Here is a 16,439-nt window from a genome sequence, read left to right on the forward strand (position 1 = left end):
GTCAGAAAGCTATCTAGCTTAATCTAGCCAAGGTGTGATCTCATCTTGCTGATGGGAGAGCTTTCTTGGGGGAATTTTTAAGAATTGGCCGTAAGCCGTTAACACCTGCAACGATTGTTGAACCATTGTTAACTACCGTTGCGCCGAGGGGGTTCAGCCCAAATAGCACAGCGATCGCCATTGCTGCAATATTAGGAATAGCAACAATACTGGTGTTTTGGCGGATTAACTTTTTGGCGTTGCGTGCTAGGGCGATCGCTTCTAAAATTCCATGTAAGTCATTTTCCATCAGCACGACATCTGCGGTCTCACGAGCAATTTCTGAACCATGAGCAAAGGATATTGAAACATCGGCGTAGGCTAAAGCTGGGGAATCGTTGATTCCATCTCCGACAAAGGCAACTGTTTTGCCTTGTTCGTGCAGTTCGCGGACAACTGCGGCTTTTTGTTCGGGGAATGCTTCTGCATGGGTATTGGCTGGGGCAATTCCTAGTTGTGACGCTACAGCTTTGGCTGTGCGTTGGTTGTCGCCCGTGAGCATATGCACTTCTACACCTTCGACCGTCAACAAATGGTTAATTACTTCCCGTGTTTCTGGACGAAGAATATCACTATATCTTATTCTACCGAGAAGTTGCCCATTGCTGGCTACATAAATTACAGAATTTACTCGGTTGGCATCGTTGAGAACTTCCATATCTACGCCTTGTTGACGTAAGAAGCGCTCACTCCCAACATAAATAGGTTCGCCATAAATCTCTGCTTCCACACCCAAGCCAAGTTTATAGTTCCACTTACTGCGGCTAGGAATCACAGTTTGCTGTGCTTCCGCATAACGGATGACAGCCTCGGCAACTGGGTGGGTGAGGCGTTGTTCAGCGGCGGCGGCGATCGCTAATACTCTATCTGTGGAGACTTCAGCATGGAAACTATCAACGCCAATTACCGCAACTTCACCCTTCGTCAATGTACCAGTCTTGTCAAAAACAATGGTGTCAACTTCTGCCAATTGTTCTAAGGCGCGACCGCTGCGGATGAGAATTCCGTGGCGGGCGGCATAAGTCAAAGCAGCTAAAACAGTTGTCGGGACTGATACCCTGATCCCCGTGGCAAAGTCGAGGGTGAGGACGCTGGCGGCTCTGGCGGCGTTGCGGGTAACAGCAAACACGCCTGCACCTAACAATAAGGTGGGTATAACTGCTTTTTCGGCAATTTTGATGGCGCAGTTTTCCATCCGCGTATCATGGACTGGAGCTTCTTCCATCAGCTTAATGCTCTGTCCGGCGCGGGTGTCGTTACCTATGCGTTCTGCCAAGATATAGATACTGCCTTCCCGTACCAATGTAGAAGCAAACACAGGTTGTCCTTTGGACTTCAAGACGGGGACTGATTCACCAGTGAGTTTTTGTTCATCTAGTAAGGCTTTACCCCGGATAATACTGCCATCTACCGGGACTTGTTCGCCGGGATAGACAATTACTGTATCGCCGCTTTTGACTTCTTTAATCGAGATTTGTACTTTCTCACCATCACGCTCAACCCAAACAAATTGCCCTAGAGAATTGAGCAGATCTAATGTCTGCATTTTAGAAGAACGGGCCGTGCGATCGCGGATATTTTCTCCAATTTCGATTAAACTCAGCATCAATGCGGGTGTGAGGAACTGACCTTGGACTGTGGTAATCACAATTGCCAACAAATCCAACACATCAATAGTCAGTTTACGCTGCATCACGATTCCCTCGATCGCTCTTTGGAAGACGGGTAATGTTGCCAAAGCAATAGTACCAGCCACCATAATTGGTGGAACAGCAAATCCTAACGGCCCACCTAGCACCGCTAACCCAGTGGCGACAGCCGAAAGTTGCAGTCCTGGCCAAGCGCCTTCTGCTGCATCCTCTTGAGGTTTATTATCAATAGGCTTTTTCTGATCTAACAGCACAACATTGGCATCATTAGCCGTCATAATCAAACAGCTAAGACGCGATCGCATTTTGACATCACTGACTGTACTAGATTTATAAGTAACAACTAACGATGCCGCCGCAGGTTTAATTTTGACGCTGGTAACGAGGGGATCAACTTCCAACAAAGTTTGGAGGCGTTGCATATATGCGGCGTTATTACGCAATTGCGGGATACGCAACCGCATTCTGCCGGGAACTGTATGGACAACGCTGTAAACAACTTGAGAGGTTGGCTGATGAGACTGTCTATTACGCTTAACTTGAGACAGTTTGCCATTCTCAGTTTTGTAAGTTGGTTGGGCCAAAACCACTGTACTGACGGTTTCGTAAACTTTCGCACCTAGCGGAACTTCTTCTTTTGCTTCAGTTTCCGAAGCTTTCTGCACTGCGGGCGATACTAGTTGTGCTGTCAATGGTGTCATTCCTGATCTCGCTTAAAGTAGTAGATAAAAAACTTATATTGATGTGGCAGCAAGCTCTCAATTTTTGAGCGTAAATTCTCTCCCCAATCACTCCCTACGGTGTACACACAAATGTTCGTTGAGTGCATCTGTCCCGCCTCGGAATGAATTCCGAGTCTCATAGCGCAAGTCATCTGAAGATGACTCAACTAAAAATATATTCCAGTCCACGTTTTGTGGACTTTGGCTATGAGCCTGGAACTTTAGTTCTAGGCGGGATACGGTTTCAGACTGCAAATTTTCGACTTGTGTGTACACGGTAGCCAATCACTCCAGACTGGTGAGTTACTGCAAACAAGATTTGCTGAAATTTGGTTAAATTCTGCTGGTTGGGTTGGCGAAAATACCTGCCGCTGCTTCGTTGGCAGAGCGAATTAAACTATTTAAATCTGTGATTGCTGCTTCGATAACGCTATGCGATCGCTCTTGAGAGTCTCGCAGTGTTCCAGTTTGATAGGTGATATTGATTGGCTCACTTTTCACCACTGGATCTGCTTTGAGCAAGTTCTCGAAGGATTGCACATATTGGCGATCGCTAGCGATATTATTTACTTTGGCTGCTATTTTCCAGGGGCTTTCCCCAGGAGGTTGCGATGCCGATGAGGATACAGAACCCTCCATTTTCATCCTCCTGTGTTCCTTAACGGAACGATCTACAACGGAAAGTTCGCCATGTAGGCTAAAGAAAAAGACATAGCTGCGGGCTTCATCTCAGCCCATAAGCTGGATATGTTTAGATTGTTACTTTCTGCTGATATTTTTGTTGTATCAGCCGATACAACAGGCTGAGTAATTTGTTCTTCAGGCTGTTGTTTTTCTCCGATTTGAACGCTAGGTGTGGGAGGGTTTATCTGCACAGCCGATTCCATCAGTGTTACCCAATGGTTTACGGTGACATTACCTGGATGAAAGGCGATCGCAATTGAGGCTGCATCACAATTCATCCGCACATTCGTTACATGAGCGTCTGTTTTCAATAACCTTTCCAGCCGTCTAGCATAAGCTTGATCCTGGGCAATCTGGGGTACATGAAACCTAATCCTGCCAGGAATGGTATGAACTACAGTATAGGTAATCTTGGCTGACGGCGTTCTGTCTTGCCTAACTGGTTCAACAACAGGTTTAGTTGCTACTTGTGTCAATTTCGCTTGTTTAGTTGTGTTATTTGGTTTTTCTGATTTAGCCAGCGGTTCTAAATAGTCAATTACCCGACGAGTTGCATCTGCGGTAATCATATAGACTGGGATCGATGCTAACCCACTAATTCCTAAACCTCCTGTTACTGCTAAACCAGTCATCAGGGGAATGAAGGAAATAGTTTGCTCCATCCAAAAATCCGGCGATTTCCACACCGCAAAGGGATCTTTGTTGCTCATTGATTGCGGCGCAGTTAGAGAAGGGTGAATATTTAGACTTTCTAGTATTCCCAATATCTGATGTAATGTCAAATGATTTTCGTCGAAGTTAACAACCAAACTGCCCAATTGCTCGTTGGCTGTAACCTCATTGACTCCTTGGTACTGCTGTAAATATTGGGATACTAATTCTAGTTTTGAATTTAAACTGCCTTCAGTAGTGCGGATGCGGATGCGACCGTGGGTTGTATGCACAATCTCTAGCCCACCAGTTGGCAAATGGGTTTCTAACTTGGCACTTGCTGAACTGGTATATCGATTCACTTGTACTTGATTACTATGACGCTGAACAGAAATTAAGTCAGGAGACAAAGCCTCTTTCGGACTTAATCCGCAACTACTGAGAGTTTTTGTCATTTATTCGATAGTTGCACCAAGGCTCGAAGGTTAACAATAGGTTAAATATAACCCATTATTTCCGTATATGAAATCATCCTCAAGATTTATTTTAGATTAAGTAATGTTACCCACCCGTTTTTGGTACTCTTGCTCGGTGATTATATCGTGAGTACTTTCGACGCGATCTATAAATACAATCCCATCCAGATGATCGTATTCATGCTGAAAAACTCGCGCTACAAAGTCAGTTAATTCCTGCTTTTGCAATTGCCCGTAGCGGTCATAATATTCAACTTCAATTGCCTGATATCTAGGCACGAATCCTCTGATACCAGGGATACATAAACAACCTTCCCAACCTTTAACAACTTGCACAGAATGTGACACTATCCTAGGGTTGATCATCGCCGTAGGTTCCATTGTCGGAGCATTGGGATACCTAGGATTCGGGCGAGAGGCGACAATAAATAAACGCTGTTGTTCAGCAACTTGTGGTGCCGCAATGCCAACACCATTTGCTTGATCAACTGTACTAATTAAATCATCAATTAATTTTTGAATTTTTTCATCATGAATATTATCAACCCAAGTAGCTTTTTGCCGAATTACTGGGTCGCCCAACTGCAAAATTGGTAGTAAGTCAGCCATCTAAAAAACTCCTTTGGCAATTAACAGGTTATGAATAAAAATCAGGTACTTTTAAACAAAAGTTGACAATTGGATATTGTCAACTTTTGCAAACATAATATTTTTTAATGATTTACATACATTTTTTTTAACCTAAAGTATTGAGTCATGGGCTTTACTCTTCATACAAACTTCATACTTTAATTAGCTCTCTCTTTGCACAGGTAGAGGTGCGGGACGAACGATGATTTGCGTAGTTTGTCCATTTCGCTCTACTTGTACTGGTAAAGGATTACCAATTTGGCTATTTTCTAGGAGTCTTTGAACTTCTTCTACTTTAGTAACAGACTGGTTATTAATTTTTTGAATCACATCCCCTGGTCTGAGTCCCGCCGCCGCCGCTGGAGAGCGAGGGACAATACTTACTAATAACACACCTTTATCTGTGGTGAGATTAATGCGATCGCCAAATTTAGTGTTAATCCTGTCTTTAATTTCTGGTGTGAGTGTCACCATCTGCACACCCAAATAAGGGTGATCAACTCGGCCTTTCGTAATTAATTCTTGAGAAATTTTCTGTACGGTGTTGATGGGAATGGCAAATCCCAAACCTTGCGCGTTGCGAAGAATTGCTGTGTTCATCCCAATGACTTGACCGCGTGCATTCAGCAATGGCCCGCCAGAATTGCCAGGGTTAATCGCCGCGTCTGTTTGCAGATAGTCAACCCGCTTGTCACTTGCACCAATGTCACTACTAGATCGACCTGTAGCACTAATAATTCCCGATGTTACAGTATTGTTCAAACCCAAGGGATTGCCAATAGCAATTACCGCCTCTCCTGGTTGTAAAACTTCCGAATTGCCTAGGGAGATAGTTGGCAAGTTATTGGCATCTATTTTAATAACAGCTACATCTGTAACGGGATCTTCCCCTAAAACTTTGCCATCAAACGTTCTCCCATCCTTGAGAGTGACTGTTACAGTGTCAGCGCCATCAACTACATGAGAATTGGTCAAGATTTGTCCAGAGGAACTAATGATAAATCCTGAACCACTACCGCGTTCAACTCGTTGTCTGGGTTGAGTATCCCGAAAATACCGCCGAAAAAAGGGATCGTTAAATTGTTCGGGAATGCGAGATGTGACGGTTCTGGAAGAGTCAATTCGCACCACTGCACCACCAACATTTTTCACCACACCCACAACAAAGTTAGGATCACCAGATGAGGAGATAATAGGTGGAAGTGCGATCGCTGATTCAGGGTTAGATGTTTTGTTATCGGAAGTCGCAGGTTGATTAACAGAATTTTCAAAGGTTTTCGTAGGTAAAAGACCACAACCTCCTAAAGACACCACTGCTACCCCACTTAGCAGCGTTAACTTCACAATGTTAGCTCTTTTACTGAAGAGGCAACTCCAGCTATCAATATTCTGCACTGTTGTCTTCATGTGTCTTTGTTTCTCCGTGTTGGTCAGTGGGTGTTAGGATATGGCCTACTGGGTAGTCCCAAAATGATTAGAACTCAAAGTTTAGCTTAGGTCTAGATCCTGTGAATGCTAAATTGGTGCTTGCTCATATCTTCTATTTTGGCGATTAGCAGCAAAGGTGATATGTGATGGAAATTTCCCTTGACAGTCTGTGGTCTCAGGTGCTAGAGCGCCTACAGCTAGAATTATCCCGTCCAACCTTTGAAACTTGGATTAAAACTGCTAATGCGGAGAGATTAGAGAATAATTGTTTAGTCATTATTACTCCCAACCCCTTTGCACGCAATTGGTTACAGAAGTATTACATTAATACCATTGCTAATGTTGTGCAGAATATTCTGGGGTATCCGGTTGAAATTTATATAACAGTTGCTCAAGGCGATGAAGTTACGCCCATAGACAAGCGAGAAACTGCTGAGAAATTGGCTAATTCCAGTTTTGTGTCTGCCAACCCGACACAGAAAACTCAGACTAATGCAGAATTAAACTCAAAATATGTGTTTTCGCGGTTTGTGGTGGGTGCGAATAACCGCATGGCACACGCCGCATCCTTAGCCGTTGCAGAATCTCCCGGTAGGGAGTTTAATCCTTTATTTTTATGTGGTGGTGTTGGTTTAGGCAAAACTCACCTGATGCAAGCAATTGGTCATTATCGCTGGGAAATTTGCCCAAATTCTAAAATATTTTACGTTTCTACCGAACAATTCACCAATGACTTAATTACAGCCATCCGTAATGATAGTATGCAAAGCTTCCGAGAACATTATCGGGCTGCTGATGTGCTGTTAGTTGATGATATTCAGTTTCTTGAAGGTAAAGAATACACTCAAGAAGAGTTTTTCCATACTTTTAATACATTACATGAAGCTGGTAAGCAAGTTGTCATTGCTTCAGACCGTCCACCCAACCAAATTCCTCAACTGCAAGAGAGGTTGTCTTCCCGGTTTTCTATGGGGTTAATTGCTGATATTCAATCACCTGATTTAGAAACGAGAATGGCAATTTTACAAAAAAAAGCTGAGTATGAAAATATCTGCTTGCCTAGGGATGTGATTGAGTATATAGCAACTAACTACAAATCGAATATTCGGGAATTAGAAGGAGCATTGATCAGGGCTTTAGCCTATATTTCGATTTGGGGTTTGCCCATGACGGTAGAAAATATTACCCCAGTTTTAGAAATACCAAATGAAAAAGTAGCCGCTACTCCAGATGCCATTTTAGCGGCTGTTGCTCATAATTTTGATGTCTCAATTGAAGACCTCAAAGGTAACTCACGGCGGCGGGAAATTAGCTGGGCGCGGCAAATAGCGATGTATTTAATGCGTCAACACACTGATTTGAGTCTGCCAAGAATTGGGGAAGAGTTTGGTGGCAAAGACCATACAACGGTGCTGTATAGTTGTGAGAAAATCACTCAACTTAAAGAAAGCGATCGCAATTTAGTAAATACTCTCCGTCAACTGAGCGATCGCATTAATATGACTAGTCGTTCGCAAAAGTCATCAAGGAATTAATCTGGAGTTTTCCACAGCCTGCAAAATACTCGCTGATATCAATAGTTAAGGAATCAATTTTAAATATTAAGTTAAGTATAAAAAATGATTAAAATTAAATGTTTCTGTGGAAAAACAATTATTTTTTGGGGAAAAATACCAACGATGCTGTGGAAAACTTCATCAAGTATAATTACCTTGTGGAAAAAACCCTAAAGTTTTCCACAAGTTTTCCACAGGGATTGACAGACTCAATATTTAACCTCTAATCCCTAATCTCTAACTCTTAATCTCTCACCCATGAAATTACTTTGCTCCCAAAGCGACCTGAGTACGAACCTCTCCCTGATTAGCCGTGCTGTACCTTCACGACCGACTCATCCAGTGCTGGCGAATATACTTTTACAGGCGGATGCAGAAACTAACCAAGTCAGTTTAACCGCCTTTGATTTGAGTTTGGGTATCCGTACTAGCTTTAGTGCGGAAGTTTGGCAAGGAGGAGCGATCGCCCTACCTGCTAAACTTTTGCTAGATATTACCTCTCGTTTACCAGAAGGGGAAATTACCTTAGATGACGAAGCTTCAGTTGCAGCCACAGGAGAAGGGTTAATTGTCACTCTCACACCCAAAAGTGGATGTTACCAATTACGCGCCATGAGTGCCGAAGACTTCCCCGAACTCCCAATAATTGAAGATGCAGAACCAATTCATTTAACCACAGCCGCCTTAATTGAAGGACTGCGGGGGTCATTATTTGCCACAAGTGCTGATGAAACTAAGCAAGTTCTCACCGGCGTGCATTTAAGTGTGAAACAAGACACCCTAGAATTTGGGGCGACGGATGGACATCGCCTCGCAGTGGTTGAAACGACAAACGAGCGTCCCTTGGGTGGAAGTGGTGAATTAGAGGTGACAGTACCCAGCAAAGCCTTACGAGAACTGGAACGGATGTTAGTTCATAATGCTGCGGCTGATGATGCGATCGCCTTATATTTAGACCAAGGTCAAGTTGTTTTTGCTTGGCAAAATCAACGCTTAACTAGCCGCACTTTAGAAGGGCAATATCCCGCATATCGCCAACTCATTCCCCGCCAATTTGAGCGACAAGTCACAGTTGATCGCAAACAATTTTTAAGTACTTTAGAAAGAATTGCTGTATTAGCCGATCAAAAGAATAATATAGTTAAACTCACCATTGATCATGCCTCCCAAGAATTGACATTATCTTGTGAAGCGCAAGAAATGGGTAGTGGGAGAGAATCAATGCCGGCGGAAATATCTGGAGAAGATATCGAAATTGCCTTTAATGTGAAGTATCTCATGGAAGGACTAAAAGCCTTGCCATCTTCCGAAATTCAAATGCACATTAATCAAAACCTCACGCCAGTAATTTTTACCCCCCTTGGTGGCTTGAAGATGACTTATTTAGCTATGCCTGTGCAGCTACGTAGTTAAAGAATTTGAGATAAAAATTGGCGAGTTCTGTCCTCTTGTGGGTTGTTAAAAAAGATATCGGGTGTTGCTGACTCTACAAGAGAACCGCTATCCATTAAAATTACTCGGTCAGCAACTTCACGGGCAAATCCGACTTCGTGGGTAACAACAACCATCGTCATACCATCACGCACCAGACCACGCATGGCATCTAATACTTCGCGTACCATTTCTGGATCTAAAGCGGAGGTGGGTTCGTCGAATAGCATAATTTTAGGCTGCATAGCTAACGCACGGGCGATCGCTACTCGCTGTTGTTGTCCACCCGATAACTGTCCGGGATATTTTTGTGCTTGTTCTAATATCCCCACTCTTTCTAACAGTTGCATTGCTAATTCTTCAGCTTTGGCTTTTGACCAGCGACGCACCCAAATTGGCGCTAATGTAATATTTTGCAGTACGGTGAGGTGGGGAAACAAATTAAACTGTTGAAAAACCATACCCACTTCTTGCCGAATTGTTTCTATATTCCGCAAGTCATTACTCAGGTTAATACCGTCAATAATAATTGTTCCTTTTTGATACTCTTCTAAAGCATTAAATGTGCGAATAAAAGTTGATTTTCCTGAACCAGAAGGCCCCATTAATACTACTACTTCTCCTCGGTTAACAGTTAAACTCACACCTTGGAGGACATGAAATTTTCCATACCACTTATGAACATTCTCAGCAACAATAATTGATTCTTTCTCTATCATCATTGATTTTTCTACCTAAATTGTATTTTCAATAACATCTAGCAAATCAAAACATTGCCTGAATTTTATCAAATTGACGACTCTGAAGATTGGTGATTGATGTATTATTAAATCTTAGTACTGTTACAAAAAATACGGTGTCTAAACCAGCAGATACAGGTGGCAAGCGACTAATTAGTCTTGATCCCGATGCTTGGGTAAAATGGGTGACTCAGCGATCGGAAGTTGTCGCCAAAGAAATTTTAGGTTCTGAATTTCAGTGGATTAGCCGCGAAACAGATGTGCTTGTGAAAGCATACAGTGAGGCCTGTGGCGATTTTTTGGTACTCACCGAATTACAATTGCGCTACACAACCAAAATGCCTTTAAGGATGAGGGCTTATGCTGCTTTGGCGAACGTTACCAGCTGCCAACTTATCCAGTCTTAATCAACATCTTGCCACCGCCAACGACAGTAACAGTTGTCAGTAGTTACGAGCAAGAATTTTTGGGATTACGCGCTATCCAAGACTATCGCGTGATTAATTTGTGGGAAGTAGATGCTGAAATAGTCTTTCAGCAACCAATACCATCTTTATTACCATTTGTTCCCATATTGCGAGGTGGAGGAGAGGCATCTGTAGTGCAACGCGCACTACAGACACTACGAGCAGATGCCCAGTTCAACCAATTAGAATCATTGCTGGCTTTTTTTGCTAGTTTTGTATTAGAAACACCTTTAGTACAGCAAATAATGAGGTGGGATATGACAGTATTACGAGAATCACCTTGGTATGAAGAAATTTTAACTGAAGGTAAAGAACTGGGTCTTCAGCAAGGCTTAGAGCAAGGTGCGCGACGGCAATTAATCCGGGTGTTGCAACAACGCTTTGGCGAAGTTCCACCTTCTGTAGTTGCAAGTTTGGAAAGTGCGAGTGTAGAACAGTTAGAAAATTTCATGGATGCGGCTATTAGTGTCAGTTCTTTGACAGAATTCCTGACTTTCTTATCGGATGAAAAAGCTCCAGAGCAATAATTACTTAAATTGTCTTTCTAAACGCTGAGAAGTCAGCGACATTGAATAGCAAAATATCCAATAAATTAATCCAATAAATAAATATACTTCTGCATAGCGACCGAGAAATTGTGGCTGTGCCAATACGGAACGGGCAATACCAGTTAATTCAAATAAACCTACCAAAGATAAGAGTGAAGTATCTTTAAATAAGCCGATAAACTGTCCAACAATTGCGGGAATAACTGCACGTAGAGCTTGAGGAAGCACAATTAATAAAATTACCAATGGTGTTTTTAATCCTAATGCTTTGGCAGCTTCAATCTGTCCACGGGGAATTGATTGAAGTCCACCACGGACGTTTTCTGCCATATAGGCGGCGCTAAATAGAACTAATCCAGCAATTGCCCTTATTACCCTATCTAAACGCCAGTCTGTTGGGAAAAATAAAGGCAGCATTACCTGAGCTAGAAACAAAACTCCGATCAGCGGTAATCCTCGCACAATTTCGATATATAAAATAGAAACCCAACGTAATACAGGCAGTTTACTAGTACGTCCTAAAGCTAATAAAACTCCGATGGGGAAAGAAAGCACAATACTGACTAAAGCCATCAGTATAGTGAGGAGTAAACCATTCCATAAATTTGTAGATACAGATTGTAAGCCAAATCCCCCACCAATTAGCCACAGAATTATAGGAAATGAGATTAACCAAATAACAGATAACCAAGGAGATATTACTTGATTAAATGCTTTGCCAATCCAAAAGCCTGCTAATAGTACAAATGATATCGCAGGTTGTCAAACAAAGCTGCTGCTACACCCCGGCAAATATCTACATCGATTCCACTGTATTTACCGTCAGTTCCCACAAAACTAAACCCTGGGACTTCACCACTAACACCGCAAATTAACTGACCACGACTTTTGATTGTATCCCAACGATTTCGAGTTGCTGGTGTTGCAGAACTACCACCAGGAGTAGCAGCTGTATTTGCTGTTTGACCTGATTCTCCACTACAGGCAGCGACGGTAAAGATTAAAGGTGCGATCGCTAGGATGAAAGCTGATTTCCGCATAAACTTCGTGAATATTAAATGCCGAAAAATGTGTTGACGACTACAATATTTTTGTAAAAAAACAGTCGATGTTTGTAATATAAAGCTTTTTGCAGATTTTTCATCACTTATGTCTTAGATTGCCGAAAAAAGAGGTTGTTACAGGTTTTAAACTAATACTTAAAATAGTCGATAAGCGCATTTTTGCTATATATTTAAAAAAACGATAATTAATGAATTGTTGTATCGGTAAACGTAGGTATTTTGTAATCAAAAACAAACATTTAATTGATAAATTATTACTAAAACTAAATGTAAAAAACTAGTTAGCAAAACATTTACACTTGTTATCAGACCTATTGACAACTATGCTATGTATCAGCAAACTGATTCTTGAGATACAAAGATTACTAGATATTTTGTCCTTATGGGTACTTCCTAGAACATAATTTTCTTATTTCATAGAATTTAGATAAATCAGTCAAAAAATTCCCCAATTATGCAAAAAGTCATTGCATAATTCTCAACAAACAGAAGTAGCCACACCAACCTAAACATAGACCCTTAGCAGGTTACACTAGTTTTGGTGATAGCCGCTCCACCATTTCTTATGAGGCTTTTATGGGAGCAAATCTCGGACAGATTGCCGATTACTTAGACAAACTAGGTTGGGACTACCGCTTTGATGATGAAGAAGACCGAATTATCACAGGGGTGGAAGCTGATAACCTAGAAGACTTTCTCATAGTTGTTCAACTGGATGAGGAGGGAAAGTTTTTCCGCATTTTTGCGCCTCAAGTTTTGGCAGGAGTGCAAGACCATCCACACAAAGGGGCGATTCTCCAGACGATGTTAGCCATTTCCTGGGAAACTAAAATGCTGCAATGGGAATATGACCCAGCCGATGGTGAAATCCGTGCCATTATTGAATTCCCTCTGGAAGACTCAATTCTCACAGAAAAGCAATTTCAACGCTGTTTGAGTGGGTTAATTCAGATTGTCGATGGTATCGCTATCCCTAGACTGAAAGAAGTCATGGCCACAGGAGAAGATCCAGGGAATATAGAAATTGGCGAAAGAATGTTACTCAGTATTCAGGAAGAAGCACCAGGTTTGCTAGAAATTCTCGAAAGAGCGATGGAAGCTAGAAAAAAGCGGGGAACTTTTCCGAGTGAATGAGGCGAATCACCACTTAAATAGCTATACTCCAAAGTGATACCCTCACTATATACTGAAATTTTCTAGGGCTGGATTTTATGACATCCTATGCAACCTCCTCTGCCAAAGCAGAAATGAGTGAACTCCGGCGATTAAAAGGCTTACTACCACCAGAATTGCAAAGCTGGGTCACAGTTGAAGGCACAACTGAGGTCAATCCACCCCTGATCCGCAGCGAAGAAATTGGTAAAGACCAAGTAGAAGTTCAAATTGACTTGGTGAAATGGGATGCTCTCGCAATGGATCAGCGTAATCTGCTGTTCTGGCATGAAGTTGCCCGCATTCAAAATGACACAATTCCCAAAGATGGTTGGGAAATGGCAGCATTAGCTATTGGTTTAGGTGGTGCTGTCGGTGAGTTGTGGGTACAAGATGGATTGTTGCTGGTGTTAGCTTTGGCGCTGTGTGGCGTTTCTGGTTGGCGACTTTATCAAAAGAATAATGGCGAAAAGCAAATGCGAGAATTGCTGAATGCTGATGAAAAAGCGATCGCATTAGCAACACGTTTTGGTTACAGTCTCCCCAATGCCTACAAAAGTCTTGGTAGTGCTTTGAAAACTTTAATTGATACTACTCCCAGCAAACGCCAACGGTCTCGTTATGAAGCACGACTTTCTGCCCTCAAACGCAGTGCCAACAAGGCAAAAGCTAAATCTCGTTCTCCAGAAGACAACGAACTGTAGCCGCAGAAAATTATCTTGGGTGGGCAATACCCACCCAAACAAGAATTTCCTTACTTTTGCATAGATTTAAACTGTCGCTTCACAAAAAAACTACTAGTAGCCAGCAAAATCAACCCAGCAGTTGTGGTTGGTTCTGGAACTCTTCTTGGCGGTACAAATCCGGCCAATTCTGCTTCGCTGGCTTTTAAAGCATAAATATGTGTGGGAATTAAAGACTGTCCTGTAGGACAACCACTATCAATGGGGACTTGAGAGAAGTTAGTCCCATCTGTACAAACATCAAATTGTACATTACTACCATTTTGAGTCACGCTGAAGTCGTTATCTGTACCTACTATTAAGGCATAAGAACCATCAGCAAGTTGCGGCCCGATCGCTAAACCTTCAAATTTCTCAGGAATAGATAGCCCAGCATTTCTCAGAAACTCGGCAATATCAGCAAACAAAGTCTTACTAACAGGTGTAATTCCAGCAGGTAGATTATTTATACCTGCCAAGCTAATATCAGCTACATTGCTTGCACCAGTCAGGTCAATTTTGTAGATGCGTTTGCTGGCGACTGGAGTTGCACCTGTGGGATCATCTACACCAATACCGCGATTATCCCGTTCCAGAACTAAAAATTCCTGATCGTTCAAGGCGATGATAGAGCTAATCCCAATATTTCGCCCTTGGGAATTAGCACCAAAAGTATTATCAGGGACGCGGGTATTAATATCTGCCAAGCTTTCTAGCTGATAGAGGTATTGAGCAGTACTATTACCAGTGGTTGTGTCAAATTCGACTATCCGGACATTACCACTACGCCGCCCATCTGGGGAACCTTCGTTAACTAAAGGGTCTTGCAGCATCGCAAAGAGTTTACTGCCATCTGGGCTGAGAGTTACGCCTTCAAAGCCGCGATTATCTTGGCGACCAGTGGAAATGGTGGGACGACCATCAACGTAGTTAATTGTGCCATCACTCTGTCGGGAAATTAGATTACTGGGTGTGTTAAATGCCCGAATAAAGGAACCCGTCGGGCTAAATTCATATACAGACGGGCCGTATTCATCAGAAACGTAGAAATTACCATTCGGCGCGATCGCAAATCCTTCGGGGTCAAAGCTGCGACCAAGAACGCTGGCATTACCATTGAGGATTCCCGGATTCAAACCATTAAAGTTTTGACCATTTTGGGTGAAGAGAATTGTGTCTAATAACTGTAAATTGCTAATTGCACCTGTATTTTGGTCAACATCTAAAGATAATTTCTGTACCCGTGTGTTGTAGCTGATCACGCCACCGCCAGGGCCGCGATCTGCCAAACTGTAATACACATTGTTGTAGCGATCGTAGTAGAGGTCTGAGAAAAAGCCTAGGCGATTAGTATTGGCACTATTAGTACTAGATGAAGATAGATCTGTACTATCCGCAGGAATCGTGATGCCATTAACCAAAGAAAGAGCGTGAGCCGTGGTAGCCAATCCCGTAATACTAACTACGGCAGTTACCAGTGAAAGACTCAATCCAGAAATCCAAGGCTTGAGTGAAATCATGTACACTTCCCAAAAAGACACAGTTTTTTCAGCTTTGGACTTCTAGATTAAAGAAAGATTAACGAAAAATTAAGGTAGTTAATATCACATGATTTTTTAATAGAATGTGGTTTTTACGTGGAAACATCTTCATCAAACTTTTACAGTTGATTGAGCATTTTATGGGTTTGCGGCACGACTCGAACATGAGACACGAATTTTTTCATTAAAGCTTGCCAGATCAACACTTGATCGGGGTTTGGGGCAAGCATAGGTGTTGGGGTGAATTGTTCAGAGAGAGGCAAAGGTGTGACTGGTTGTAAAAAGACAGGGATATCTGGGCTGATATCTGCTATCAACAAAGCTGTTTGTTTTAATTCATCAGGATTTGTATTTTGCGAAATTATTATCTTGACAAAAACGTCCAAAGATGGGTTGTTGTGGCATAATTGGAGAAATTTTGTATGAGCTTGCCAATAAGTCTCGCCGCTGACGCTGGGCAGTTTCCAATCCATACCAACAGAGTCTAGGTAAGGCAGAATCATCGCCAGTTGTTCTGGGCGATGTCCACCAGTCTCTAAGTATATAGGTAGACCAGTAAGCGATCGCACTTTAGGCAGAAATTCATGCAAAAAAGGGGCATGTAGAAGGGGTTCGCCGCCAGTTACGCTAATGCTATCGTGTAGCAACGGTAGATTTTGACGTTTAATCCATTCGAGTAATATGGTTAAGGGGACGGGATTAGAGTGAATTTCAAAGTCTCTTAATCCAGGTGATCGTTCTACCTTACAGGTAGTGGGTGCATTCCATGTGTGGGAGCTATCGCAAAAATGACAGCGCAAGTCACACAAAGCAAAGCGAATAAAAATTTGACGTGTCCCGACATTCAATCCTTCCCCTTGAATAGCAGAAAAGACCTCAATCAGGCGTGCGGTAGGTTCAACTGTAGTGTTAGCAGTCATGGGCTAGTGGCAAAGCGAT

At 42.4% G+C, this 16,439-nt stretch carries 13 protein-coding genes and 3 pseudogenes; 5 read left to right on the forward strand and 11 right to left on the reverse strand.

Going from position 1 to position 16,439, the window contains the following annotated elements; all coding sequences use genetic code 11:
- Window positions 1-40: 40 nt before the first annotated feature.
- The 6 genes from IQ244_RS22960 to IQ244_RS22985 form a co-directional block, all read right to left on the reverse strand.
- Entirely contained in the window at window positions 41-2,389 is a 2,349-nt protein-coding gene (locus tag IQ244_RS22960) for a heavy metal translocating P-type ATPase (protein ID WP_193898306.1), read from the reverse strand.
- Window positions 2,390-2,476: 87 nt separating this feature from the next.
- Entirely contained in the window at window positions 2,477-2,686 is a 210-nt protein-coding gene (locus tag IQ244_RS22965) for a hypothetical protein (protein WP_193898308.1), read from the reverse strand.
- 57 nt (window positions 2,687-2,743) lie between these two features.
- Window positions 2,744-3,049: a hypothetical protein gene (locus IQ244_RS22970; RefSeq protein WP_193898310.1), complete on the reverse strand. Its 306-nt coding sequence runs from the start codon at window positions 3,047-3,049 to the stop codon at window positions 2,744-2,746.
- A 32-nt stretch (window positions 3,050-3,081) separates the two neighbouring features.
- Window positions 3,082-4,200 carry an HMA2 domain-containing protein gene (locus IQ244_RS22975; RefSeq protein WP_193898312.1) on the reverse strand — a complete coding sequence of 373 codons (1,119 nt, stop codon included), beginning with the start codon at window positions 4,198-4,200 and terminating at the stop codon, window positions 3,082-3,084.
- A 96-nt stretch (window positions 4,201-4,296) separates the two neighbouring features.
- Window positions 4,297-4,830, reverse strand: a complete 534-nt coding sequence (def, locus tag IQ244_RS22980; protein WP_193898314.1) for a peptide deformylase — start codon at window positions 4,828-4,830, stop codon at window positions 4,297-4,299.
- Between the two features lie 183 nt (window positions 4,831-5,013).
- Entirely contained in the window at window positions 5,014-6,258 is a 1,245-nt protein-coding gene (locus IQ244_RS22985) for an HhoA/HhoB/HtrA family serine endopeptidase (protein ID WP_193898316.1), read from the reverse strand.
- A gap of 167 nt (window positions 6,259-6,425) precedes the next feature.
- Between IQ244_RS22985 and dnaA the strand changes: the two genes are divergently transcribed.
- Window positions 6,426-7,814 (forward strand): chromosomal replication initiator protein DnaA, encoded by a 1,389-nt coding sequence (gene dnaA / locus IQ244_RS22990; protein WP_193898318.1) that lies wholly within the window; start codon window positions 6,426-6,428, stop codon window positions 7,812-7,814.
- Window positions 7,815-8,093: 279 nt separating this feature from the next.
- Complete coding sequence (gene dnaN, locus IQ244_RS22995; protein ID WP_193898320.1) at window positions 8,094-9,248, forward strand: DNA polymerase III subunit beta; 1,155 nt, start codon at window positions 8,094-8,096, stop codon at window positions 9,246-9,248.
- On the opposite strand, the gene IQ244_RS23000 is transcribed toward dnaN, so the two are convergent.
- Window positions 9,245-9,985, reverse strand: coding sequence for an amino acid ABC transporter ATP-binding protein (locus IQ244_RS23000; protein ID WP_193898371.1), 741 nt, complete (start codon window positions 9,983-9,985; stop codon window positions 9,245-9,247). The two genes, dnaN and IQ244_RS23000, sit on opposite strands and share 4 nt — an antisense overlap.
- A gap of 137 nt (window positions 9,986-10,122) precedes the next feature.
- On the opposite strand from IQ244_RS23000, the pseudogene IQ244_RS23005 reads away from it, so the two are divergent.
- Window positions 10,123-11,000, forward strand: a pseudogene (locus tag IQ244_RS23005) (Rpn family recombination-promoting nuclease/putative transposase).
- On the opposite strand, the pseudogene IQ244_RS23010 reads toward IQ244_RS23005, so the two are convergent.
- Together IQ244_RS23010 and IQ244_RS23015 are read right to left on the reverse strand one after the other, a co-directional pair.
- Window positions 11,001-11,759, reverse strand: a pseudogene (locus tag IQ244_RS23010) (amino acid ABC transporter permease); the annotation flags it as partial.
- Between the two features lie 20 nt (window positions 11,760-11,779).
- Window positions 11,780-12,061: pseudogene (locus IQ244_RS23015) on the reverse strand (amino acid ABC transporter substrate-binding protein); the annotation flags it as partial.
- Between the two features lie 600 nt (window positions 12,062-12,661).
- Here IQ244_RS23015 and IQ244_RS23020 point away from each other — a divergent pair.
- Together IQ244_RS23020 and IQ244_RS23025 are read left to right on the forward strand one after the other, a co-directional pair.
- Window positions 12,662-13,219, forward strand: a complete 558-nt coding sequence (locus tag IQ244_RS23020; protein WP_193898322.1) for a hypothetical protein — start codon at window positions 12,662-12,664, stop codon at window positions 13,217-13,219.
- Window positions 13,220-13,296: 77 nt separating this feature from the next.
- A complete protein-coding gene (locus tag IQ244_RS23025) occupies window positions 13,297-13,941 on the forward strand; it encodes a DUF3318 domain-containing protein (RefSeq protein ID WP_193898324.1) in 645 nt (214 codons plus the stop codon).
- 50 nt (window positions 13,942-13,991) lie between these two features.
- On the opposite strand, the gene IQ244_RS23030 is transcribed toward IQ244_RS23025, so the two are convergent.
- On the reverse strand, window positions 13,992-15,479 hold the full coding sequence (locus IQ244_RS23030; protein WP_193898327.1) for an esterase-like activity of phytase family protein: 1,488 nt from the start codon (window positions 15,477-15,479) through the stop codon (window positions 13,992-13,994).
- A gap of 140 nt (window positions 15,480-15,619) precedes the next feature.
- Entirely contained in the window at window positions 15,620-16,420 is an 801-nt protein-coding gene (locus tag IQ244_RS23035) for a 7-carboxy-7-deazaguanine synthase QueE (RefSeq protein ID WP_193898329.1), read from the reverse strand.
- Window positions 16,421-16,439: the final 19 nt, after the last annotated feature.

The organism is Nostoc sp. LEGE 06077, assembly GCF_015207705.1.
Taxonomy (GTDB): domain Bacteria; phylum Cyanobacteriota; class Cyanobacteriia; order Cyanobacteriales; family Nostocaceae; genus Nostoc_B.